A 25,833-nucleotide genomic window follows, 5' to 3' on the forward strand; every position below is an offset into this window, starting at 1 on the left:
GTTACGGCTTAACCACAACTAACACTTGAATTGCTTCTGGTGTAACAGTTAAACCATCAAGTAAGCTCAAGCCTTCTTTTTGCAGTTTCTGTAAACGTTCAATTTCGTCTTGACGAATACTTGGGTTGAACTGTTTGAGATAAGTTAAACGGTCAATTTCATATTGCCATTTATTGCCATAATGTTCTTTTGCTTGTTGCTGAAGCTGCGGTAAATCAACTTTCGCAATCTCTAACGCTTGTTTATAGCGCTGCTCAATGATATCACGGCGAGCTTTAACTACTTGACGGCAGCTATTGCCATCTAAATGGTGCAAATAAGGTTTTAAAATTGTTGGATCAATCTTTTCAGATAAGTCCTGACCATTTTCACTTAATAATACACGGATAAGCTGCTTCGGTAAGCTTGATGGCAAGTTCAGTGACTTCGGTGCAACAACATCTACTTTAAACCAGACTTCAATTAATACCGAACCCTGCTTTAAAGCATTAGATTTAAGTACAGCAACATTGGTACTACCAAATGATTGTGTACGGATCATTTCCATAACACTTTCAATGAACGGATGCTCTAAAGTTAAATATTGAGCATCTTCACGAAGCTGAGCTTGATCGCGATAGAACGTTGCGGTCATACCTTCTTCGTCTAAAGCCAAACCTTGCACTTGCATTTGGTCGGTTGGTTTAATAATCACCGTACCATTACTTTGCTCATCAAAGTCGATATTGGTTGATGACATGAAACGCTTCACAAACATTGGTAGCGTAGTATTGTCATCATAGTCTTCAAGGGCCTGAACAATTTCTTGTGCCACGATAGGGCGACATGAATTATATTCAAGTAAACGGTCTCGGCCAGCTTGAAGTTCAGCTTCTAAGGCTTGACGTTGAACATTCACCTCTTCAAGCAAATCTTCAAATGTTTGACCTTGGTCTGCAAGTAAGCAGTCTTTTAATTCAACAATAAAATTCTCTTGCAGCGTTTGCGCTGTTGGAGAAATATTGCTGAAAATATTCAGTGCTTCGTTATACCAACGGAACATACGCTCTTGAGCTGTTCCCACAAGGTATGGCACATGAATTTGGATACGGTTTTCTTGACCAATACGGTCTAGACGGCCAATACGTTGTTCTAAAACATCTGGGTTAGCTGGTAGATCAAATAAAATTAGATCACTGGCAAATTGGAAATTACGGCCTTCCGAACCAATTTCTGAACACAGTAAAATCTGCGCGCCATAGCTTTCTTCAGCAAAATAAGCAGCAGCTTGGTCACGTTCAAGTAAACTCATGCCTTCATGGAACATTGCAGTACGAATACCTGCATGCAAACGCAATACATTTTCTAAAGACTCAACCACTGGTCCGCTACGCGCGATTAAAAGCACTTTTTTATGCTTAAGATCTTTGCGTAAAATTTCCATTAACCATGGCACACGCGGATCATTTTGCATCCATGAACCATCAATCTGTGCTTCTTCAGGCCACATTTGTTCACGCAGTTTGCCATCTTTTGACCAATCTTCTGGTGCTGGTAATGGTGCTGGCTGACAATCACGCCCCGGGAAGCCCTGAATCGCTTCACGTGTATTACGGAATAAAATACGTCCAGTACCATGACGGTCTAATAATTCATGAATTGCTCTAAAGCGTTGGTCAGGCTGGTCTTCAATAGTGTGACCTAACAAACCTTCTAAAGCAGATAAATGCTCTGGGGTTAAAGCTTGATCCGACATCAGTACTTCAGCAATTTTTGCAGTCTGCTGGTACTGAGTTTCTTCATCTAAGAAACGCTCTAAACTACTAAAACGCTGTGGATCAAGTAAGCGTAAGCGAGCGAAATGACTTTCTACACCTAATTGTTCAGGTGTTGCAGTGAGTAATAGTACCCCTGCTGTATTTTCAGCGAGCTCTTCAATTAAATCGTAGCGATCATTACCGCCTTCTTCTTCGCTCCACATCAAATGATGTGCTTCATCGACTACGAGCAAATCAAAACCAGCTTCTATGGCTTGCTCACGCAAATCATCATGGTCAACCATTAAGTCAACGCTGGCAATAATGCATTGCTCAGTCAAGAACGGGTTAAGCTCTGGATCATGTTCTTTAATAGATGCAGTACGCGTTAAATCAAACAGAGAGAATTGCAAGTTAAAACGGCGACGCATTTCGATCATCCACTGATACTGAAGAGAATCAGGGACTAAAATCAGAATTCGTTCTGAACGACCAGTTTTAAGCTGTTGGTGGATAATTAAACCAGCTTCAATTGTTTTACCTAAACCAACTTCATCGGCAAGTAAAACACGAGGAGCAAAACGTTTACCAACTTCATGTGCGATATAAAGCTGATGAGGGATCAGGCCAACACGTGCACCGATCATCCCACGTAGAGGACTGGTCTGCATTTGTGCTTGCATCAACATCGCTTCAATACGCAGGTCATACCACTCTTTATAGTCAACTTGACTTGCAAGCAAACGATCTAAAGGTTTAGATAATTGAATTTGCGCACCAATACGAGTTTCATTGAGTGCTTTACGCTCTTGCTCGCCATTTTCTAAAGTACGAACAACGTTGTAACGCAAAACGCCATGACGATCTTCAACAGACTCAACGATCCACTTCTGGCCTTCTTGATCTTGAACTTCATCATTCGTATTGAAGATGATACGAGATAGTGGAGCATTATTACGTGCATATACACGTGTCTCATCACTTTTGGGGAATAAAATGCTGACAGATCTTTCATCTACATCAATAAGAACACCTAAACCGAGCTCAGTTTCTGTGTCTGATAGCCAACGTTGACCAATAGCATACTGCTGCAATTTTTCCACCTTTCTCTCAAGTTCGCACTACATATTGTACGATGCAAATTAGCTTATTTTTGCATCTTTTTATGTAGTCTTTAAAGCAAAATTTTGAAGCAAAAACCAATTAAATCGCTTTGCTACAAAAAATCACGCATTAAAATTTTTACATTAAAACGGTACAGGACAGTCAAAAGTTAATGTTTCTGCTGTGACAGGATGATTAAAACTTAACTGTTTGGCATGCAAACATAAACGCGGAACAAGTTGTTGCTCCGGTGTTGCATACAGCGTGTCACCTACAATTGGATGCCCAAGATATTGCATGTGTACACGGAGTTGATGAGATCGACCCGTAATTGGTGTTAATTTGACACGAGTTACAGGCTGTCCCTGAATCTGAAAATGTTCTATGGCCTGCCAATGTGTTAAAGCAGGCTTGTTGTGAGAAGCGTCGACAATATGTAAAGGTGGTCGGCTTGGGTCATAGATGACAGGAATATCTACAGTCCCTTCACCCTCTAAATGACCTGCGACAAGCGCTTCATATATTTTTGAAGTCTGACGATCTTGAAATTGACGTGCAATCGCACTTTGACCACGTTTGGATAAACCAAATACTAAAATACCTGAAGTATCTCGGTCTAGACGATGAATGAGCAAAGTTTTAGGTTCAATCGCAACCAACCTTGTCAAAACGCTATCATGTAAATCACCCTTACCAGGAACACTCAAGATGTCCGAAGGTTTATGAATCACCATAAAATCATCATCACGATAGATCAGATGTTCACTTAGAAAATCACTCAAAGTTGTATTCCCAAGGTAAGATGAAAAACAAGCGGGCAATAATAAAAAGCTTACGTCCGAATTACAATGCCGTTCGGGTAAATTAACAGCAGAATTTGCAAATATTATGGATCACTTGAGATCTATAGTCAGTCAAGGCTTCAATAACTGCATAATATGTTGCAATGTCGGTGTTTGCATTATCTCTTCAGCGCTTAAGCTCGCACCATTTGCACGCCATAGATCGACTAAATAATTCACAGCAGACTGATCTAGTCCGTAGTTTCTTAAATCAATTTCAGGATGGATCTCCATAGGATGTCGCCCTAACTGTTCAGCAATGGCCAATAAAATTCCTTTATCCGACAAGATATAGGAGGACGGCGCACTTAAAGACCATAAGCGTATTAGGCTCTGCGTATTTAAATGTTTTATATGGTCAAAACTGATCTTTTCAACCCATTGAATATGCTGCTCTAGATTAGCCGCCAAGATCGCATCATTTACAACACTGACCTGATCTGTAATCGATAAAACAAGCTGCATGACTTGTTTAAACAGAGGCGACAAATCACCTGCCATCATAACTTGGGCTTTAGTATTTGATGACAAACGCTGACCAAGCTCCAACATGGTTTGTTGAAGCAGAGATGTCTCAATAAAAATAATTGGAATTTCGAGTGATTGAGCGCGCTTACTTAACAATTCCAAATGGTTCGCCAATGGTTGCTCAGACCAATATGGTCGTAGTTTAAGCTCATTAAGCCCAACCAATAACAATATACTTTGCGCTGACTCAATTGACCAATTTGAAGTACTTGCGGCTAACTGGATTTTTCGAGGTAAGGGATAAAACATTGTTCTCTACAAACATAAAAATAGCTCAAATTAAAAAGCCCGTTTAACACGGGCTTTTTTGCTTACTTCATTTCAGCGAATGTTTCTTTTGCAGCCTGAATTGTATATTCGATATCTTCATCAGAATGTGCAGATGAAATAAAGCCTGCTTCAAATGCTGAAGGTGCCAAGTTTACCCCACGCTTTAACATGCCATGGAAGAACTTTTTGAAAGCTTCAATATCACATGCCAACATTGAGTCAAAGCTTGTAATATCTTCTTGGTCAGTAAAGTAAAGACCGAACATTGCGCCAGCTTGCTGAGTCTTAAATGGAATACCCGCTTCATCAGCTGCTGCTTGTAAGCCTGCCAGTAACTTTTCAAGTTGAGCAGATAATTTGCTGTAAAAGTCAGGTTGGCGTAAATGTTTAAACATCTCAATACCAGCACGCATAGCAAGTGGGTTACCAGATAATGTACCTGCTTGGTATACACCACCTAAAGGTGCGATGCATTCCATGATTTCACGCTTACCACCAAACGCACCAACTGGTAGGCCTGCACCAATAATTTTACCTAAAGTCGTTAAATCAGGTTTAACGTTATAAACCGATTGTGCGCCACCTAAAGCAACACGAAAGCCTGTCATCACTTCATCAATAATGAATACAGATTTATATTCATCACAAATATCGCGAATGGCTTGTAAGAAACCGTCAATTGGTTTCACCATATTCATGTTACCCGCGACAGGCTCAATAATAACACCCGCAATTTCATGACCAAATTTTACAAAGCATTCTTTTAATGCTGCAATATCGTTGTAAGGTAACGTTAAAGTATGTTTAGCAAAATCAACAGGCACACCTTTCGAAGTCGGTTCACCTTCACCTAAAGTCAGTAAACCTGAACCTGCTTTTACTAAAAGTGAGTCAGAGTGGCCGTGGTAACAACCTTCAAACTTCACAATTTTGTCACGGCCAGTATAACCACGCGCTAAACGAATAGCGGTCATGGTCGCTTCTGTACCCGAGTTAGTCATACGCACCAATTCAATTGATGGCATGATTTCACAGATAATATCTGCCAGCGTTGTTTCGTGTACGGTTGGTGCACCAAAACTTAAGCCGTCTTCTGCTGCTGTTTGTACAGCCTTAATAATCTCTGGATGAGCATGACCTAAAATCATTGGTCCCCAAGAACCAACATAGTCAACATAACGCTTACCATCCACATCCCATAAATAAGCACCTTTTGCTTTCTCGATGAAAACTGGTGTTCCTCCAACGCCATTAAAGGCACGTACCGGAGAGTTCACACCACCTGGAATGTGTTTGCTGGCTTGTTTAAATAACTGTTCTTGCTTTGGAGATAAACTCATGGAAATGCTCGTCTTAAATATCTAAAAAATAATTTTGAAAGCTTAAGAAAATAATTGTGCCCACGCCTGTACACGGGCAGGAATTTCAGCAGTTGATCGACCTAATATATCACTAATGACTGCACACAGGTCAGCCCCTGCCTCAATCACAGGTTTTGAGTTTTCAACAGTTAAACCACCAATCGCACAAATTGGTACATCATATTGAGCTGCTGCCTGCTTAATTACTTCGATCCCCACATTACCTGCTTCAGGTTTTGTAGAAGTCGCGTAAACCGCACCAAAGGCAACATAAGTTGCACCATCGGCAATAGCTTTTTGGGCAAGTTCTAATGAATTTAAGCAAGTACGGCCAATGATGACACCTTCTGGTAACTGCGATTTTGCATCGGTGATTTCACCATCGCTTTGACCTAAATGCACACCTAAACCAAACTGAGCAGCCAGTTTTAGGTCATCATTAATCACAAAAGGAACTTGATATTTTTCACACAATAATTTGATTTGTTCGACTTCTGCGGGTTGGTCTGCTTTGTCTATTTTCTTACGGCGGTACTGTAAAATTGCGACCTGACGAGTTGCGAGCGCGGCATCTAATTTTTCTAATAATAGTTGGATTGGGTCATCGTTGGTAATGAGGTATAAACCGCGCATACTCTACTCTCGCTTTAAAAAACTTCGCTAGTATAACGGATTTATAGGACATCATAAGTACCGATTGATATAGGCTTACCAGTACCAATCGGTATATTTAGAATAGATATAAAAATTAGCTCGGAATTTTATCAAACTTACGGTCAACCAAACTCAAACGGCCACGTGCAACATCAGACAACATTCGCCAATCAGAAATAAAGCTATAGAAAGGTTGTTTAAAACTGGCAGGCTTATTTTTTTCAAACACAAAATGTCCAACCCATGCATTTGCGTAACCCGCTACCAAACCATAGAGCACATATTTGGCTTGCTTCTTACGGACTGCTTTTGAAAAAAAGTATAGACCAATGCTACTGCCCACCACATGCAAACGTCTGCTCATGATGTTACGGTGTTCAGTTAAATAAAAACGATAAAATTCCTGATAGTTTTTAATCGGCAATTCAAACTCTGGCTGAGCTTCATGGCTAAAGTTTACTGGTGCATTCACGATCATCTTCCTGATTTTTATTTGATCAAAACGTCATCTGATTGTACACCTAAATAAAAGTGTAGCGTCATATGTTTGATTGTAACTTTCTCTATCAAAATCATTATTTTTAACGCTAAGCTATTATACTTATTCAAGATAGTCTAAATACCTGATTCAGGGAGATATATTATGGTCGAAGTCGAACTAAAGTTTCAGTTACCTGAATCGAAGAAAAAAACTGTCCAGCAATATTTAAAAAAACATAAAGCAAAGAACATTCACTTACAGGCAAAGTATTACGATACTCCTGATCGATTATTAGCAAAAAATGGTATGGCCTTACGTCTGCGTAAAGAAGATGATCAATGGGTACAAACATTTAAAGCCGCAGGTCAAAGCCATCTCCACCGTGTTGAAGAAGAAATTCATTTAGGTAAGTATGAGCAAGAACCTGACTTAAACCTTGAGTTGTATCAAGATAATAAAGTCATAATTGATTTAATTAATACAGCTCTAGGTAAAGAAGCTGAAAAGTTAAGTTTGCAATTTGAGACGGATGTACAGCGTACTTATCATGTATTTGAAGCAGACAATACAGCTATTGAAGTCTGTCTCGATGACGGTGTCGTAAAAACAGCAGATGCACAAAGTGTAATTTGTGAAGTTGAGTTCGAACTTAAACAAGGTGCAGTTAAAACACTTATTCAATTTGCACAGCAATGGATTAATCGTTACTCACTTTGGCTCGATGTAAGAAGTAAAGCTGAGCGTGGTAATTTATTGGCATTAGGGCAAGCTGCCTCACCTGCTGCTCATGCTAAAGCTCTGTCATTAAATAAAGATATTACTGCTGAGCAGGCTTTAAAAAAGATTGTTGAAAACTGTTTAGGACAATTTTTACCAAATATGGCTGTCATTGCCGATGGAGTTGCCGAAGCTGAGCATATCCATCAGGCACGTGTGAGTTTGCGCCGTTTACGTAGTGCACTGAAGCATTTTTCTGGCTGGTCAAGCGAGCTAAATCCTCTTTGGGAAGAAAAAATTGCCGAACTTTTCCGTAAGCTTGGCGACACTCGTGATGAAGATGCTATTCGCACCGAGGTGTTACCTGTCATTCAAAAACATGGTTCACCTGAGCTTTTACTACCCGTTTCAGTTCAGCCCTTAAAAGAACTCTCAACACTCTTTACCTCTGCGGACACGATTAAGCTATTACTCGATTTATTAGCATTTGCTTATTCAGAAGAAGATTCAGACAGCAAAACAGGTGGATTAAAAAAACACATTAAAAAGAGTTTAGATAAGTTACATCATAAAGTGATTAATAATGCTGAATACTTCTCTGAGCTTGAAGTGACTGAACAACACAAAATAAGAAAGCAAGCTAAACAGTTACGTTATTGTGTTGAGTTTATTTCGAGTCTTTATCCGAATAAAAAAGTACAGCAATATTTAAAACAGCTACAACCTGTGCAAAATACCCTAGGTCACTATAACGACTTATTTATTGCGGAAGGTATTTTTAACAATGTGGTTGAACAAGATCCGTCTTTTTGGTTTGCTCTAGGCTGGGTCAAAGCCAAACAGCCTCACCTACAAAAGCGCTCAGCAAAAGCTTTACAGACTTTTAGTCAGGCTGAAACTTTCTGGTAATTTATAAAAAGTCGCTGTAAACAAGCAGCGACTTTTATCGATATTTACCAAATACTTTCCATACACCGTTATCTGCTAACGGATCACTATAGCTATCACTGCGCTGCTTTCTTGGTTTATCACGAGCATCGACCAATTTAAAATGCGGCTCAACCCCTAGCACAATACCATTGGTATAAAACCGTGAACGGGTATATTCACTTTGCCCATGTTGAAACACATAAGTTCTTAAATCAATGAATTCACGGTGAGCAACCAAAGCCGCGGTATCATCGCTTTGCAACCATTCTTGCATCGTAAATATCTGGTCTGTTTCAAACTGTCCGCATTTTTCAATAAGACTCGCTACACCGCGGAAAGTTTTAGATTCTTTTGCGCGTGTTTTATTAATCCTTATTCGGTCTACATAAAAAAAGAACAGCGGTAAATTTAAGTGACTTGGTAAATGAATAGCATCTGGTAATTCATCTTCCATAAATGGCTGAAAAAGTTCTTGTGCTCTTTCAATTAGCCCCTGCCATTGTTGGTAATAATTTTCGACTTCTTTTTGCAAGCCATAATAAATCGGCAGTCCTTCGACATGCTCTAAATATTGAGGTGGGAAAACATGCTGGCGTAATAAAGCAATATCTGTCTTTAAACTTTGAATAGCAATTGCATCTTGCATATTAGTCTCTCCTACCAATACTTAGGCTATTTACAGACTAAGTCAAAGGTTTTGTTTCCGCAAGCGTTTGCCTATAATAAGCAGCTCTATTTTTGCGGGAATAAGTCATGTCTCAAAAGATTAATGCAACAGATATTACTGAAGAAGAAGCGTTAAATGCTGTTTTCTTTGAGCGTGCGGATGAATTTATTAAACAGGCTAATGATTTTTGTCGCCCGCCAAAAGATAAAAAAGTTGATCCGGCTGAGCTACGTGGTCAAGTGAGTGCTGCAATGTTATTTGCTACTGCCCGTTTCAATACATGGGTAGCAGCAAATAACTTTAAAGATGGTAATGAAATGCGTGATGCGAAAGATCAGGTCATGTCTTACCTTCTTCAGCAATTTCAGATGATGCTTGAAGATAACTTCGATGAGTATTGTGAACAATTCGAAAATTATTTACGTTTCCGTAAAAATGAAGATTTTCACGCGCATAAACATGATCATTAATATGATTTAAAGATCTAAATAAAAAGCCACAGTTGAGTGGCTTTTTATTTGCGAGAAGACTTTATTTTTTTGCGGCCTGACCATATTGATCAGCCATCACTTCGACCAGATGTTCAGGTTTAATATACTTCTTAATTACTCTATTAACGTCAGCAACAGTCAATTTAGTTAACTCTTGATCATGACGAATTCGGTCTTGCAATGTTTTGTTTGTTTCAAGCTGTAGATTTAACATTCCATGAATATTACGCTCATCTTCTAATGCCGTAACTCGTTTCTTCATGATATCTGCTTTAGCAGCTTCAAGTTCTTGCTCAGTCACCCCATTTTTAATCAAGTCATTTAACACTTTATGTATTGAAGCAGACACTTGTGCTGAGCGACCCGAAGTATAATTTGCACTAATGCTTAAGGCCCCTACATTCGTGTCACGATCAAGTTGTAGCCCACTTCCAAAACCATACACTAGGGCATTTTTCTCACGAAGCTCTTGAGCCAAACGTGATGAAATTTGAGATTCCCCTAAAATATAATTCATTAAAATGAGAGCAGATGCATCTGGATGGTTTTTCCCAACTGGAATTGAAAGCACACTCTGGTAGCTACCAAATTCACGTTGCTCAGATAAAACATGAACTTGCTGTGCTGGAAAATCAACGTGATCAATCAAGATTTTTTGATATGGCTGTTTACCGTTCCAACGACCAAATTCCTGATTCAGTAATTTCTGCATTTTTTTCGCATCAAATTCGCCTGTAATGGCAATTTGAGCATGATTCATTGCAAAGAAACGCTCATATAACTCTTTCACTTGCTCTTGAGTTGCGTTTTTCAACTGCTGTTTTGCCAGTTCAGGTTCGAAGTGATAACGCAAATCACCTGGTTGGTATTCTTCAAGTAAACGTGAAAGTGTTAAGCCCGCTACCACATCTGGCTCGGTATAAGGACGATCTAGGCTCGATAAGCTTTGCGATTTAATTAAATCAAATTGAGATTGTTCAAATTTCGGATTTTTCATCACATCAAGAACAAACTTGAAAAACTCATCAAATTTTTCTGATTTAGACTGAATATTAATGGTCATGCCATTGCCGTCAGCACTTGCATAAGCCGCGCCGCCTGCATCAATTGATTTATCGGCAATATCTTGCAAACTGTATTTATCAGAACCACGGAGCAATAAATATGAGGTTAGATCAACTACTGTACCTTTATTAAATAAAGATTTTTCTGTTCCGAAGTCCATCGTAATCGTTGCATAAGTACGATCATCGCGTGTTTCAACTGGGAATAAAGCATACTTCATTCCATTTTTTAGTTTTCCACGAATAATCTTTTTCTCATTACTTTCAACATATTGCTTAGAGGTTTTTAAAAACTCAGCGACTTCTTGTTGATATACCTTCGGATCTTTTAAAGGCTCGACCTTTGCTTCGACCTGATCTAGAGTTTTAGGTGACTCTTTTGAATTTTGCTGTTGCGCTTTTTTCTGGTCTTCAGGTGTTGGCAAAATATCACCGTCAATGCGATGATCAGCCACAAGGAACTGTTTTAAAGTTTGATTCACATCATCTAGCTTAACTTTTTCTACAGAATCTAAATCTTTAAAATATTGATCCCATTGCCCGCCAGCGACGGTGTAATCACTTAAACGTGACCCAAGTGCTACCGCATCTTTAGTGATTAAGTCACCTTGAGTTTTCATTAAACTTTTAACACGATTTAATTCAACTTCAGTAAACGGTTTCCCTTTTTCAATGCCTGCTAACAAAGAACTTTCAACTTTTTTAGAGTCATTACTTGGTGAGTAAATCGCACCTAAAAACACCACATTAAAATCTTGGTCTAACCAAGTACTAGCTTCAACATTTGTGGTAATACCTGTTTCCACCATGTTTTGGTATAGGTGACCACTTGGTTGCATGGTATATAACAAAGGAGCTAAAGCGAGTGTCGGCTGAATTTTAGTATTTTTACCATTCATATAGATATGGAATTTAGCCAGATCACTGCCCTTTTTCACCATAAACTGACGATTTTTTATTTTTGTAGAGTCAAGCACAGGAATCTGTACAGTCTTCGGGACTTCTCTTGCCGCAATTGGACTAAAATATTGATCAATTGTTTTTAAGACATCTGTCTTATCAAATTTACCTGAAATAACCATGACTGCATTATTAGGCGCATACCAGCTACGATAGAACTGGTTTAATTCAGGCATCTTAATAGATTTAAGTTCAGGCAAATCACCAATCGGTAAACGACCTAAATATTGATTACCATAAGCTGACTTCCACATTTGATCCATCAGCACAGCAAATGGCTGATCCATGCGAACTTCGCGTTCACGCTTTACGATTTCAATTTCGGAAGGAACAAACTTTTCTTGAAGAACTAATTTATCCATACGCTCAGATTCAAGATACAGTACCTGATCAAGCGCAGTTTTCTCGGGACGAACGATATTGGTATATTTTGTTGAATAATAATCAGTGCTGGCGTTTGTCATCAATGTATATTGATCTAAACGACGCTGGAATTCTTCCCCTTTAACGTTTTTAGTCCCTTTAAAAGCCAAGTGCTCAAGCAAATGAGCTAAGCCACTTTTGCCTTGTGGGTCATTTAATGAACCAGTTAAATAAATGGTGTTAATAAAGATTTTATTTTCTTTGGCATTCGGTGCTAGAACAATCCGAAAACCATTATCTAATTTATATTCCTCAATATTTTGCTTACTTTTTACTAGTGTAGTTTGTGCCCAAGACGCAGCACTTAAACCAAGAATACATAGGGAGAGTGTCAGTTGTTTAAACTGCATAAACATATAAATACCAATTAATTTGAATAATAAAAAATCAATAGTTGTGGGACTATAGTAGGAAATTTGAACTAACTTTCATAGTAAAGTTTTGAAAAAAAAGCCGTTTATTTAAACGGCCTTATATTTTAAGGAAAAATTTCAGCTTGCATATAAAGCTTCCCATACCCTGAAACTTCAATACGTTCCTGATTCAGGACATTGCAATATAAAACGCCTCCACGGCTAGAAGCCTGATAAGCAATAATATTATTTTTAGCAAGTTTCTCTGCCCATAATGGCGCTATTGCCGTATGAATTGAACCCGTAACAGGGTCTTCTTCAATGCCCGCGACAGGGGCAAAATAACGCGATACACAATCATATTGTTGATCGGCTTTTGAGGTGATGGCAACATCCATCCCTGCAGTGGTAATCGCAGTTCTTTTACCAAGAGCTTTGAGCAAACTCATGTCAGGTTGCTCATCTAACACGTCCTGCACTGATTCATACTCAACAATGTAAGCTTGAACATTTTGATAAACCGCTTTAAAGGGTTTTGTTAAAGCTTGACGTAAAATAGCTGGATAATCTTCAACTTGATGAGCTTTGCGAATCGGGAAATCCATTCTGATTTTACCGTCTTCATCTTGGTGAACCACAAAAAGACCTAAGTTTCGAACATGGAAATTAATGGTCTTTTTTTCAGTAAAATCTTTAAATAATGCGAAAGCACTGGCAAGAGTCGCATGCCCACAAAAATCAACTTCAACCGTTGGAGTAAACCAACGGATTTCATAATTTTCAGCATCTATAATTTTTACAAAGGCAGTTTCCGACAAGTTGTTTTCAAGTGCTATCTTCTGCATTAAATCTGTATCTAGCCATTCTTTTTCAACAATCACAGCAGCCGGATTTCCACGAAATAGCTCTTTTGTAAAAGCGTCGACTTGATACATTTTCATGATAGTACTCTCTTTTGTAATAGACCAATTTTCGAAAATTATTTAAAAGAAAAACAGATACAGTTTTTTAAAAATTAACATCACAGTGGCAATTTACGTATATAAAAAAACGGCTCATCCAAAGTAGATGAGCCGTTTAGTATCAGTTGTTAATGATGTTGAGTTAACTCAATTTCATCTTCACTGTTTAATATTTCTTTATCAGTCTGACCCATCAATTGACTGGTCACAACACCAGCAGTCATTGAACCATTTACGTTTAATGCAGTACGTCCCATATCAATGAGGGGTTCAATTGAAATAAGCAGTGCAACCAAAGTTACAGGTAAACCCATGGCAGGAAGCACAATCAGTGCAGCGAAAGTCGCACCACCACCTACTCCTGCAACCCCAATTGAACTTAAGGTCACAATACCGACTAACGATGCAATCCACATTGGGTCTAAGGTGTTAATACCCATTGTAGGTGCAACCATTACCGCGAGCATTGCAGGATACAAACCCGCACAGCCATTTTGACCAATGGTGGCACCAAAAGAAGCAGAGAAACTCGCAATAGATTCAGGAATACCTAAACGACGAGTTTGGGTTTCAATGCTCAGTGGAATACTTGCAGCGCTTGAACGACTGGTAAATGCAAACGTCAAAACAGGAGCAACTTTTTTGAAGAATTTAAGTGGAGAAACACCTGTCAGGGTCAAGATAATCGCATGCACGACAAACATGATAGCTAGACCTAAATAAGATGCCACTAAGAAACCACCCAGGTTTAAAATATCTGCGACGTTTGAACTTGCCACGACTTTCGTCATAAGCGCAAACACGCCATATGGTGTAAGTGTCATTACTAAACGAACAAGCTTCATTACCCAAGACTGCAACGTCTGAATTGCAGTCAAAATACGTTGACCTTTTTCTGCGTCATCTTTCATTAGGTTGAGTGCTGCTATCCCTAAAAAGACAGCAAAAATAACCACACTAATAATTGAAGTTGGGTTTGCGCCAGTTAATTCAGCAAATGGATTACTTGGAATAAAGGAAAGAATAAATTGCGGTACACTTAAATCGGTAACTTTACCTACATAATCTGTATTAATGGCAGTTAAGCGTGCAGTTTCAGCAGCACCTTGCACTAAACCTTTAGCAGTTAAGCCAAACAGGTTAGTAACAAATACCCCTACCAGTGCAGCAATCAGTGTTGTAAATAGTAATGTACCGATCGTATAAAAACTGATTTTGCCTAAAGATGAGGCTTGGTGTAATTTTGCAACCGCTCCCAAAATAGACACAAACACCAAAGGCATAACGACCATTTGTAAAAGTTTTACATAGCCGTTCCCAACGATATTAAACCAGCTAATAGATTCAGCAAGAATCGGATGGCCACCGCCATAAATCAAATGTAGTCCTAAACCAAACACCACACCTAGAACTAAGCCAGCCAGAACTTTTTTTGATAAGCTCCAGTCTGTTTTACGTGTTTGGGCGAGTAAAAATATTAACCCGACAAAAACCACAATATTGATGATTAAGGGTATATTCATTCCCAAACTCCAAATTATTGCTTGTGTCATCTTTCAAGGGGGCATATTTGACCATAGCCGGCCTATATAAACTACCCTTTTCCACAATTTTATAGCATCAAGATGATTACAAACCTGCGTGAGAATATAAAATGACTTTTAAATACATATATATCACTTTTAATTTATAAATTACGTAAGATATTTATGTATAAAAATCAGCCTCTACTTAAGCAACCTTTAACTCAAATTGTTGCTCAATAAAATGAATAAACTGCTTTAAATTAGTTCCCCATGTTTCTGGTAACTGGGCAACCAAGTAGGTAGTAAAATGAGCAGATTCCGTATTTAGACCAAAACAATTCACCGAAACTTTATCTACAACTTTTGCGAGATATGACTTCGGTAATAAGGCGAAACCAACACCCAACTCCACACAACTCACGATTCCGTCAAGACTTCCCATTTCCATGATTTGTGAAGGCGGAACACTAAAATCATTCAAGAAAAGCTCTATGGCATGTCGATATGAGCAACCCTGCCGAAATGCAATAAATCTGGTCTTTGCAAGGGTTGCCTTGTCTGGAAAGCTCACTTGTTGCTTTGGGCAAACCAAAACCAGCTCTTCATGCCACACAGGAAAACTATATAACTCTGGAATCACATATTTAGAAGCAACGAAAGCACAATCGACCTCTCCTTGCTGCACAGCGCTTAGTAAATAGCGTGTCGGGTGGGTTTGCAGCTCGATTGGCAAATTTGGATATTGCTGCATACATTGATTGAGTAATTGAGGAAGACGTATTGCTGCTGTCGTTTCCATACTCCCTAAACGAATGGTTTCCTTCGGATCAATATCACCTTCTTGAAAGATTTTTTTCGCTTTATTATGTAGAGCAATCATTTGAACAGCATAACTATGCAGCTGTTGTCCGGCATTCGTTAAGGTCACTGGGTTATTACGATTGAATAAAATAACCCCCAACTCTTCTTCAAGTTTTTTTATATGGCTCGTGATATTCGATTGAACCGTATACATTTTTTGTGCAGCTAACGAAAAACTTCCACTCTCTGCAACCGCTAAAAAAAACTCTAAAGACTTAAGTAACATACCACTATCTCAAAACAAGATAATCATCATCATATTAAATCATTTTTAATGATTGATAAACTCGTTTTTAATAATAAAAAAATTGAGCGTCTTCTCATGTCTACGTTTTATCGAATGAGCTCAGTTGTCTTTTTGGCAACTTGTTTGGGAATTGGTGTTTTTAGATTTTCCTATACTGCGCTTATGCCCCTCATGATCGAGCAGTATCACTGGACTCACGATTTTGCCAGTTACTTAGGCAGCGCAAATTTATTGGGATATCTCATGGGTGCCTTATTGGCGCTGCTGAGTATTAAAGAAAAGTATCTCCCATTCATGATCGTAATTTCAGCTATAGCGGGTAGCCTTAGCCTACTATGCTGTTCATTCATGGATATGCCTCTGGTGTGGTTCATTGTCTGGCGTACGATTTCAGGTATTGCTGGCGGCTTACTTATGATTTTAGCGCCTAGCTTTGCAATGAAATACATTCCCACCACGCAAAGATTAAAAGTTAACTTTTTAGGATTTAGCGGAATTGGTGTAGGGGTTTTATCCGCCACTATTATTATTCCTCTACTTAAAAATATGCCTGTTCATTATGTTTGGGATATTTTTGCAGGTCTTTCGCTATTAGGAAGCTTAACTCTTTATCAATTATTAAATCGTAATACTGCCCAAATTATTAAGCCACAATCTAACGCTCTTCAAGCCTCACAAAAATCGCGTTTGGGTCTGGTTATTATTATTGCCTATATGTGTAGTGCCTTTGCCTATATTCCACATTCTTTGTTTTGGATGGATTATTTATCTGGAACTCTGCATTTTCCCCTACAGCAAAGAAATCTATTTTGGGTTCTCTATGGATTGGGAAGCTGCATTGGTGCACTTGTTGCTTATAGCTTAAGCCGACTAATCGGTTATTTACAGGCCATTAAATGGTTATATGGCATTTACTGCCTAGCCGTTGTTTTACCTTTCCTTTCACATACCACATCTTTACTGGCTTTATCTTCGCTTTTGACAGGCTTACTCACTCCCGCAACCGTATTTATTAGTTCTTATAGTTTGCTACAGATTTATGAGCAACGTTATCAAAAGCTTTGGAGCCTTGCCACCCTTGGGTTTGCTAGCACTCAGCTTTTAGGAGGTGTTGTCATTAGTACTTTGCATCATTTGCATTGGTCTTATGCACATCTTTTTCTTTTGGGTGGAACCGTTCTTCTCTTTGCGGTTTGCCTTTTAATTCCCCTACGCCCTTCTTTCACCTCAACTCTCGGAGAAACCAAATCATGAAAACTCTGCTCTTTCCTTTATTTCTAGTTGCTTTCGTTCTTATTATTCAAGCCCTAGACCAGAGTTATCAAAAGAAAACTGGTTTTATTAAATCTCCGAAACATCCCGAATTTATACAATAAAAAAAGCCCTCAACCGAGGGCTTTTTAATAGAAGATTACTCTCCCATATGTTTGATAATGGCATCACCAAATTCAGAACAACGTAACAAGGTTGCACCCGGCATTAGCCGCTCAAAATCATAAGTTACAGTTTTGGCAGCAATCGCCCCAGAAATTCCTTTAATGATCAGATCAGCAGCCTCTGTCCAACCCATATCACGCAGCATCATTTCTGCAGAAAGAATAATAGAACCAGGATTTACTTTATCCTGACCTGCATATTTAGGGGCAGTACCATGAGTTGCTTCATAAACTGCAATTGCACCACCAATATTTGCACCCGGTGCAATACCAATACCTCCGACTTCTGCTGCCAAAGCATCAGAAATATAATCACCGTTTAAATTTAGCGTCGCAATCACAGAGTAATCGGCTGGACGCATCAGGATCTGTTGTAAAAACGCATCTGCAATCACATCTTTGATAATGATATCTTTACCAGTCCTAGGGTTTTTAATTTTAACCCATGGGCCACCATCAATTAGCTCTCCACCGAAACGATCTAGAGCCAATTCATAGCCCCACTCTTTAAATGCCCCTTCGGTGTATTTCATGATATTGCCCTTGTGAACAAGAGTCACTGAAGGCTTGTCATTTTCGATTGCGAACTGAATGGCTTTACGGACTAAACGCTGTGTTCCTTCTTTTGAAACAGGTTTAATTCCAATGCCACATCCTTCAGGGAAACGGATTTTTGTGACACCCATTTCTTCTTGTAGGAACTTAATGACTTTTTTGGCTTCTTCAGAATCAGCTTTCCATTCAATCCCTGCATAGATATCTTCCGAGTTCTCACGGAAAATCACCATATCAGTTAATTCGGGGTGTTGAACCGGTGAAGGAACGCCTTCAAACCAACGTACTGGTCGTACGCAAACATATAGATCTAATTCTTGGCGCAAAGCAACGTTGAGTGAACGAATGCCTCCACCTACTGGTGTGGTTAAAGGACCTTTGATTGATACAACGAACTCGCGAAGTGCTTCAAAAGTTTCTTCAGGCATATAGTTGCCATAAATTTTATTGGCTTTTTCGCCGCAATACACTTCCATCCATTCGATCGAGCGTTTGCCACCGTATGCTTTTAAAATAGCAGCGTCTACGACTGCTTTCATCGTTGGTGTAATATCCACACCAATACCATCACCCTCAATGAAAGGAATAATTGGATGATTTGGTACGTTCAGTGATAGGTCTGCATTTACTTTGATTTTGTCGCCGTCGGCAGGAACCACGATCTTCTGATAACCCATTGTGTAGATTCTCCCTTTTATAATACTTAATTAACTAAAAATAATTATCGATAAACAATACTTTCAACTTTTATTAACGCATAATAGCTTAATCGAATTTAATTCTTTTTGAGATTTATGTGGGAAATAAGCAAATTTCGCACTTAAATATAGCTCAATGTTTTCTCTAGTTATTTGAAAGAAGAAGCCATTTTTTATGAAAATTGTGATTCTCAACAAGCCATATGACGTTCTCTCCCAGTTTCGTAAAGACGAAGCACATATGACCGTCTCTGACTTTGTTGATGACCCGACTTTGCGCTTAGCAGGCCGTCTTGATATGGACTCTGAGGGTTTAGTTTTTTTAACCGATCATGGTGGTCTGAATCAGTTCATTACCAACCCTGCAAATAAAAAATACAAAACGTATTTAGTTCAAGTTGATGGCGATGTAACCGAAGAAGCGCTTGAGCAACTTCGTAAAGGTGTAGAACTGAATGATGGTATGACGCTTCCTGCCAAAGCCATTAAAGTCAGTGAACCTGAATGGTTATGGGAACGCAATCCACCCGTACGTTTTCGTGCAAATATTCCAACATCTTGGATCGAGATTTCAATTTGCGAAGGCCGTAACCGTCAAGTTCGTCGTATGACTTCTGCGGTAGGTTTTCCAACTTTACGTTTAATTCGCACTAAAATTGGCTCAATCGACTTAGTTCAACTTGGCTTAAGACCGGGTGATGTAAAAGAAATTGAACCATTACTCTACCCTGACTTTAAAGATGTGCCAGCTGAACAGCCTTATCGCTCACGTTCATATGTGAAAAAACCAGGCGGTACTGGTGGCAAACCAATGGTTCGCAAAAACAAAGATGGTTCTGCGAAAAAGTCTGGTACGAAACGTATTTGGCAAATGGATGAAAGCGAGAAACCACGTCGTAAGACCAATGGTACAACTCGTCCAAATACCAAAGCACCACGTGGTCGCGGACGTAACAATGGTCGATAAACACATTTAAGCTTTAAAGCTCACATCAGTGGGCTTTTTTAATATCTTTTATTTTTAGGCAATAAAAAACCGGTGCATATGCACCGGCTCTTAAGCTATTTACTAACGAGTTAGTAATTAAGCCTCAACTGTTGCAAGAGCTGCATTAAATGTAGCACTTGGACGCATTACAGCATTTACTTTAGTTGGATCAATTGCGTAGTAACCGCCAATGTCCGCTGGTTTACCTTGTACTTGAGCAAGTTCAGCAACAATCTTCTCTTCATTTTCAGCTAAAGCTTTAGCAAGAGGAGCAAATTTAGCTTTCAACTCAGCATCTTCGTTCTGAGCAGCAAGCGCTTCAGCCCAGTAAAGTGACAAGTAGAAGTGGCTGCCACGGTTGTCGATTTCACCAGTACGACGTGATGGAGACTTGTCATTGTCAAGCAATTTACCAGTCGCTTCATCAAGTGTCTTCGCAAGTAACTTAGCACGAGCATTATTTTCTTTAATACCCATTTCTTCTAAAGATACTGCAAGCGCAAGGAACTCACCAAGAGAATCCCAACGTAAGTGGTTTTCTTCAACAAGTTGTTGTACGTGTTTAGGAGCTGAACCACCAGCACCAGTTTCGTACATACCACCGCCCGCCATAAGCGGAACGATAGACAACATTTTTGCAGAAGTACCAAGTTCCATAATTGGGAACAAGTCAGTTAAGTAGTCACGTAAGATGTTACCAGTCACAGAAATCGTGTCTAGGCCACGTACGACGCGCTCAAGTGTGTAACGCATTGCACGTACTTGAGACATAATTTGGATATCAAGACCAGTCGTGTCATGATCTTTTAAGTACTTTTGTACTTTCTTGATCAATTCATTTTCGTGTGGACGGTACGGGTCAAGCCAGAAGATTGCAGGCATGCCTGAGTTACGCGCACGAGTTACTGCAAGTTTAACCCAGTCACGAATCGGAGCATCTTTAACCTGACACATACGCCAGATATCGCCTTCTTCAACATTTTGAGTCAATAACACTTCACCAGTGTCAAGATCGGTAATGTTCGCAATACCAGCTTCTGAAATCTCAAAAGTCTTGTCATGAGAACCGTATTCTTCAGCTTTTTGAGCCATCAAACCAACGTTTGGTACTGTACCCATAGTCTTCGGATCGAAGTTACCATGCCACTTACAGAAGTTGATCATTTCTTGGTAAATACGGGCAAATGTTGATTCTGGCATTACTGCTTTAGCATCGTATTGCTTACCATCAGCACCCCACATTTTACCACCGGCACGGATCATTGCTGGCATAGAAGCATCTACGATGATGTCGTTTGGAGAGTGGAAGTTTGTGATGCCTTTTGCTGAGTCAACCATTGCAAGTGCAGGACGGTGTTCTTGACAAGCATGCAAGTCTTCAATGATTTCTTCACGTAATGAAGTAGGAAGAGTTTCGATTTTCTCGTATAACCCAGCCATACCGTTATTTACGTTAATACCTAACTCGTCAAATAACTTACCGTGTTTTTCGAAAGCTTCTTTGTAATAGATTTTCACACAGTGACCGAAAACGATCGGGTGTGAAACTTTCATCATTGTCGCTTTTACGTGTAAAGAGAATAAAATTCCCGCTTCTTTACAATCGTCAAGTTCTTTTTCATAGAAATCACAAAGTGCTTTCTTGCTCATGAACATTGAATCAATGATTTCACCTTCTTGAAGCGCAACTTTTGGCTTAAGAACAATGCTCTTACCACTATTCGTGATAAGTTCCATTTTCACATTACGTGCGCGATCAAGTGTCATTGATTTTTCACCATGGTAGAAGTCACCTTCTTCCATATGTGAAACGTGAGTTTGTGACCACTGTTTCCACTCGCTCATTGAATGAGGGTGTTTTTTCGCATAGTTTTTAACTGCTGCAGGAGCACGACGGTCAGAGTTACCTTCACGAAGGACAGGGTTTACTGCTGAACCAAGGCACTTACCATAACGAGCTTTGATTGATTTTTCTTCTTCAGTCGTTGGATTTTCCGGATAATCAGGAATTGCGTAACCTTTTGATTGAAGCTCTTTGATACATGCAGTTAATTGCGCAACAGACGCACTAATGTTCGGGAGTTTGATAATGTTTGTATCTGGATCTTGTGTAAGACGACCTAGCTCTGCAAGGTTGTCAGATACCTTTTGCTCTTCACTTAGGTAATCAGCGAATTCTGCGAGCACACGTGCAGCTACAGAGATGTCACTTTTAATAATCTCGATGCCAGCTGGCTTGGTAAAGGTCTCAATGATCGGCAGTAGCGAATAGGTCGCCAATAATGGCGCCTCATCAGTCAGTGTGTAAATAATAGTTGACTTTTCACCAGCCATATATAGCCCCTTCCGTTTGATTGAGTGTTGAGGACCGAGCTTGTGGCCCAGTGCCTACGAACCGATATGCTTAAATAAAACCCTGAGAGTATCGGCTCTCATTGCCTTCCAGTCAACGAAATATCCAGTGATAACGACATTTCGTAGTGAAATAATACATAATTCAAATCTATCAATAATATTCTTATACCTAACTTAAGGTAATACATATAGCTTTATCCACCTTCTAGGTATAGAACAGTCTTAAATTACATGAGATATCTTTCAGAGTTCTGACAATTATTATACTTTTCATTCAAAACAAACTCAAAGATAAAACGGATTTCATCTTTTAGTAGCATTTAAAAATAAAAAACCGATGTACAAAACATCGGTTTTTTATAAACGATTTAACTATTATTTAAGCTTTTAACCATTTTTCAGTTTTAGCCTGATCTTCAATAACAAGTTCAACCTCAGTTAAATCAGATGTAGAACATTCAACTTCAAAAGATAGTAACTCATCACGGCGGAAAGCAAAGACAGTATAAGTACCACCCTGCTTTGCATACTTCTCAACAAGTTTAGTGGTCGCTTTTAAACCATCAATTGCAATAATTACATCATTGGCAGAAATACCCGCTTTAGCTGCTGCGCTATCACGGCGAGCACTTTGCACGAGTACACCTTCTGGCTTATCAACAAGTTTCAAGCCTAATGGCAAAGATTTGTCAGTTTTAACTCTATAACTTAAGCCAAACTCAGGGAACAGTTGATCAAGTGGCAACTCATCAGTGGTATTAATCAAATGATTAATTTGTTCAATCCAGCTATCACCCGTCAGTTCTTTACATAAATCAAAAATGGTTCTTTCATTTACTTGCATACCATTTTGAGTGTTTTCATATAACCGACGCATTAAAGCATCAAGACTAGAACCACGTAGACGTAAACCCAAATCTAGACATAACGCAACTAACGAACCTTTATTGTAGTAACTGGTGCCCGCGTTATTCGAGTTTTCATCTTGGCGATAAAATTTAATCCACGCGTCAAAACTTGACTCTGCAACTGTTTGAACAAAACGACCTGGGTTTTGCAAGTAACGGTCAATTTGTGCTTTAAGTAGATCCAAATAAGATTTCTGAGAAATTACACCGCTACGTAATAAAATCAAGTCATCGTAATATGAAGTAAAACCCTCAAATATCCACAATAAAGACGTGTAGCCTTCTTGATGCAAATTATAGTTTGCAAAGTTTTCTGGGCGGATAAACTTGACTAACCATGAATGAAAATATTCATGACTACATAAGCCTAAAAAACGTTGATAGTCTTTAGAAGGTTCAGTTGGTTCATTCGACTTTGGCAAATCGTCACGCGGTGTAATCAAACTTGTACTATTACAATGTTCTAACCCACCATAACTATTCCCTGTTGCCATCGTCATAAAGGTATAGTCTTTAAATGGTGCTGAACCGAACATATTTATTTCAGCTGCACAAATCTTTTCAATATCTGCCTTTAGACGATCAATATTCGTATTATGCGAACCAGAAATTACGAACTCATGTTCAATGCCATGGGTTTCAAAGCTAAAGCGTGTTTGGTCAGCTAATTCAAATGGGCTATCAATCAGTTGATCATAATTATCTGCTTTTAAAGTAAATCGACCTTTAACTAAACTTTTTGAAGCTAAGCCTGTTGCTAACTGAAAATGCTTTAATTCATCCGGCAAGAAAACTTCAACTTCACATGCAGATTGCTCTTGCCCTTCTAAAGCCAAACATACACATGCTGGATTAATATATAGACGAGTCTGGTCGACATACGCACCACGTACCGACAAATCATATGTATATACATCATATTCAATCGTCATTAATTCGTGGTCTGTATTAAATAAACGCCAGCGATTCTTGCTCGTTTTTTTAATGTCCAACAGACGACCAGCTTCATCATAAGCTTTAACGGATTCAATATGTTTTGAGAACTCTCGAATTAGATAACTACCCGGAATCCACGTTGGTAACCAAATTTCCTGATTCGGGTTGGCTAAAAAACGAATTGTCACGTGAACAAGGTGCTGTTTGTAATCATCGAACTCAATTTGATAATGCAACATAAATTCTTCAATTTAAAATAAGAACGGCTTCACATTAGATTATCACTTTTTTGTATCGTCTTGCGTAGATGTATTTTTTGGCAACAATTCCTACTAGCCTTCCATGAAAAAAAGGCATAGCATGCTGTGCATCTGTGTCCCGTATTTGCCAGTGAAAGTTAAGGTCATCCGTGAAATTTTTTCTATCTCTTTTTACCCTCTTTAGTATTTTTTGTACTACCCTAACCAATGCTGCATTACTCAATATTGCACCTGAAAGTGTTGAAGCTGCTGCATGGACTATTGTAGATACTCAATCGGGTCAAATCATTGCTGAGCATAATAGCCATGTGCAACGTGCACCAGCATCTTTAACTAAAATGATGGTTGCCTATATTGCCTTAAAAGAGATTAAAGCTGGCAAGTTGAAAAAAGAAGAAATTATTACTGCTACTCCTGTTGTAAGTGTTGTTCAGTGGGATGAATCACAAATGTATCTTAAAGCTGGTGAACAAATTTCAGTTGATCAGTTATTGGCAGGTCTAATCGTGATGTCTGCTAATGATGCAGCCGTGACTTTAGCTGAAAAAATCTCTGGTGATGTTCCGCGCTTTGTACAACGTATGAATCAGGAAGCTCAGGCGTTAGGTATGAAAGATACTCATTTTAGTAATCCTGCCGGAATTACGATGCCTGATCATTTCACAACAGCACACGACCTTAGCTTATTAAGTCAGGCTGTAATTAAGCAGACCCCTGAATATTTACATTATTCAAAAATGCCAAGCTTTAGCTATAACCAACGCTTCCATCATGCGACAAACCTTGCGCTCAAATATGATCCATCTGTAGATGGCTTAAAAACCGGATATACCAAGGCAGCAGGTTATAACTTGGCTTTAACAGCTTCACGTCCTTCATTCTCATCTAACCTAAATCAAAGACGTTTATTGGTAATTGTTTTAGGTACGCCGAGTGCAGTAAAACGCGCTGAGATTGCAGATAAATTAATGAATCTTGCGTATGCCTATACACGTGATGAAGTCATTATTCCTGAGCAGAAATTAATTGCAGAGCTACCTGTTGTAAAATCGACTTTAAAAATGTTTAAGGTAGAAACAAAACAACCGACCATTGTAACGACGTCTTTATATGCAGACCCAGCACCTATTGACTTAAATACTTTTGACAATGTGACTCAACGTGTCCAAGTCCTCGACAGCAACATGCAACCAAAAATCATTGCTCCGCTCGAAACGACTCAAACCCGTGTAAACATCGAGCTCAATGAAAAACAATTAACTGCGCCATTAATGAAAGTCGTAAGTTTGGCAACAGTATCGATTTATCAAAATAATCAACTAATCCGTAGTCTTCAAATCGAAGATAACGTACATATTGAAGAAGCCAATATTTTCCAAAAAATCGCAATGTGGTTTTCTAGCCTCTTCTCTATTTTTTCATCGAGTGAACATAGTGCGGCAAAACTCTACCCTGTAGATTCGCACTAAAAACATCAAATTGTGCACAGACGCACAATAAATTTTATAAATAAAAGATGG

The 25,833-nt window shown here is 39.0% G+C and carries 20 protein-coding genes; 6 read left to right on the forward strand and 14 right to left on the reverse strand.

The features are described from left to right. Window position 1: 1 nt before the first annotated feature. The 6 genes from rapA to KTI79_RS03780 form a co-directional block, all read right to left on the reverse strand. Window positions 2-2,839: an RNA polymerase-associated protein RapA gene (rapA, locus tag KTI79_RS03755; RefSeq protein ID WP_086376142.1), complete on the reverse strand. Its 2,838-nt coding sequence runs from the start codon at window positions 2,837-2,839 to the stop codon at window positions 2-4. Window positions 2,840-2,983: 144 nt separating this feature from the next. After that, on the reverse strand, window positions 2,984-3,622 hold the full coding sequence (locus KTI79_RS03760; RefSeq protein WP_005307342.1) for an RluA family pseudouridine synthase: 639 nt from the start codon (window positions 3,620-3,622) through the stop codon (window positions 2,984-2,986). A 132-nt stretch (window positions 3,623-3,754) separates the two neighbouring features. Next, entirely contained in the window at window positions 3,755-4,459 is a 705-nt protein-coding gene (locus KTI79_RS03765; RefSeq protein WP_032053123.1) for a phosphopantetheine-binding protein, read from the reverse strand. A gap of 62 nt (window positions 4,460-4,521) precedes the next feature. Beyond that, the gene (gene hemL, locus KTI79_RS03770) at window positions 4,522-5,820 is read right to left on the reverse strand and encodes a glutamate-1-semialdehyde 2,1-aminomutase (protein ID WP_032053121.1); all 1,299 of its coding nucleotides are present in this window, start codon (window positions 5,818-5,820) and stop codon (window positions 4,522-4,524) included. Between the two features lie 42 nt (window positions 5,821-5,862). Then, on the reverse strand, window positions 5,863-6,474 hold the full coding sequence (thiE, locus tag KTI79_RS03775; RefSeq protein ID WP_032053120.1) for a thiamine phosphate synthase: 612 nt from the start codon (window positions 6,472-6,474) through the stop codon (window positions 5,863-5,865). A gap of 115 nt (window positions 6,475-6,589) precedes the next feature. Further along, window positions 6,590-6,973, reverse strand: coding sequence for a DUF962 domain-containing protein (locus KTI79_RS03780; protein ID WP_079284098.1), 384 nt, complete (start codon window positions 6,971-6,973; stop codon window positions 6,590-6,592). A 165-nt stretch (window positions 6,974-7,138) separates the two neighbouring features. On the opposite strand from KTI79_RS03780, the gene KTI79_RS19170 reads away from it, so the two are divergent. Beyond that, window positions 7,139-8,602 (forward strand): CYTH and CHAD domain-containing protein, encoded by a 1,464-nt coding sequence (locus KTI79_RS19170; protein ID WP_032053116.1) that lies wholly within the window; start codon window positions 7,139-7,141, stop codon window positions 8,600-8,602. 34 nt (window positions 8,603-8,636) lie between these two features. On the opposite strand, the gene KTI79_RS03800 is transcribed toward KTI79_RS19170, so the two are convergent. Next, complete coding sequence (locus KTI79_RS03800; RefSeq protein WP_032053114.1) at window positions 8,637-9,269, reverse strand: hypothetical protein; 633 nt, start codon at window positions 9,267-9,269, stop codon at window positions 8,637-8,639. 107 nt (window positions 9,270-9,376) lie between these two features. Here KTI79_RS03800 and KTI79_RS03805 point away from each other — a divergent pair, with 107 nt between their 5' ends. Then, window positions 9,377-9,760, forward strand: coding sequence for a DUF3144 domain-containing protein (locus tag KTI79_RS03805; RefSeq protein ID WP_002118682.1), 384 nt, complete (start codon window positions 9,377-9,379; stop codon window positions 9,758-9,760). A 61-nt stretch (window positions 9,761-9,821) separates the two neighbouring features. Here the strand turns inward: KTI79_RS03805 and KTI79_RS03810 are convergent, their stop codons facing one another. The 4 genes from KTI79_RS03810 to KTI79_RS03825 all read right to left on the reverse strand — a co-directional run bounded on the left by KTI79_RS03810 (window position 9,822) and on the right by KTI79_RS03825 (window position 16,156). Then, complete coding sequence (locus tag KTI79_RS03810; protein WP_032053112.1) at window positions 9,822-12,584, reverse strand: M16 family metallopeptidase; 2,763 nt, start codon at window positions 12,582-12,584, stop codon at window positions 9,822-9,824. Window positions 12,585-12,706: 122 nt separating this feature from the next. After that, the gene (locus KTI79_RS03815) at window positions 12,707-13,522 is read right to left on the reverse strand and encodes a PhzF family phenazine biosynthesis protein (protein WP_032053111.1); all 816 of its coding nucleotides are present in this window, start codon (window positions 13,520-13,522) and stop codon (window positions 12,707-12,709) included. A gap of 149 nt (window positions 13,523-13,671) precedes the next feature. After that, the gene (locus KTI79_RS03820) at window positions 13,672-15,066 is read right to left on the reverse strand and encodes an L-cystine transporter (protein ID WP_143225029.1); all 1,395 of its coding nucleotides are present in this window, start codon (window positions 15,064-15,066) and stop codon (window positions 13,672-13,674) included. A gap of 208 nt (window positions 15,067-15,274) precedes the next feature. Continuing rightward, window positions 15,275-16,156, reverse strand: a complete 882-nt coding sequence (locus KTI79_RS03825) for a LysR family transcriptional regulator (RefSeq protein ID WP_032053107.1) — start codon at window positions 16,154-16,156, stop codon at window positions 15,275-15,277. Between the two features lie 96 nt (window positions 16,157-16,252). Between KTI79_RS03825 and KTI79_RS03830 the strand changes: the two genes are divergently transcribed. Together KTI79_RS03830 and KTI79_RS03835 are read left to right on the forward strand one after the other, a co-directional pair. Continuing rightward, window positions 16,253-17,431 carry a YbfB/YjiJ family MFS transporter gene (locus KTI79_RS03830; protein ID WP_228132438.1) on the forward strand — a complete coding sequence of 393 codons (1,179 nt, stop codon included), beginning with the start codon at window positions 16,253-16,255 and terminating at the stop codon, window positions 17,429-17,431. After that, on the forward strand, window positions 17,428-17,553 hold the full coding sequence (locus KTI79_RS03835) for a hypothetical protein (protein WP_079284096.1): 126 nt from the start codon (window positions 17,428-17,430) through the stop codon (window positions 17,551-17,553). Before KTI79_RS03830 ends, KTI79_RS03835 begins: the two co-directional genes overlap by 4 nt. A gap of 35 nt (window positions 17,554-17,588) precedes the next feature. Here the strand turns inward: KTI79_RS03835 and icd are convergent, their stop codons facing one another. Then, entirely contained in the window at window positions 17,589-18,845 is a 1,257-nt protein-coding gene (gene icd, locus KTI79_RS03840) for an NADP-dependent isocitrate dehydrogenase (RefSeq protein WP_005067916.1), read from the reverse strand. Window positions 18,846-19,041: 196 nt separating this feature from the next. Here icd and KTI79_RS03845 point away from each other — a divergent pair, with 196 nt between their 5' ends. Continuing rightward, a complete protein-coding gene (locus tag KTI79_RS03845) occupies window positions 19,042-19,833 on the forward strand; it encodes an rRNA large subunit pseudouridine synthase E (protein WP_032053105.1) in 792 nt (263 codons plus the stop codon). Between the two features lie 117 nt (window positions 19,834-19,950). Here the strand turns inward: KTI79_RS03845 and KTI79_RS03850 are convergent, their stop codons facing one another. Then, window positions 19,951-22,188, reverse strand: a complete 2,238-nt coding sequence (locus tag KTI79_RS03850) for an NADP-dependent isocitrate dehydrogenase (protein ID WP_002118624.1) — start codon at window positions 22,186-22,188, stop codon at window positions 19,951-19,953. A 400-nt stretch (window positions 22,189-22,588) separates the two neighbouring features. Beyond that, window positions 22,589-24,292, reverse strand: coding sequence for a M61 family metallopeptidase (locus KTI79_RS03855; RefSeq protein ID WP_032053104.1), 1,704 nt, complete (start codon window positions 24,290-24,292; stop codon window positions 22,589-22,591). 170 nt (window positions 24,293-24,462) lie between these two features. Here KTI79_RS03855 and KTI79_RS03860 point away from each other — a divergent pair, with 170 nt between their 5' ends. Next, window positions 24,463-25,782, forward strand: a complete 1,320-nt coding sequence (locus tag KTI79_RS03860; protein ID WP_032053103.1) for a D-alanyl-D-alanine carboxypeptidase PBP6B — start codon at window positions 24,463-24,465, stop codon at window positions 25,780-25,782. The last annotated feature ends 51 nt before the right edge of the window (window positions 25,783-25,833 follow it).

It is taken from the genome of Acinetobacter sp. WU_MDCI_Abxd143, from assembly GCF_025514195.1.
Taxonomy (GTDB): domain Bacteria; phylum Pseudomonadota; class Gammaproteobacteria; order Pseudomonadales; family Moraxellaceae; genus Acinetobacter; species Acinetobacter pittii_H.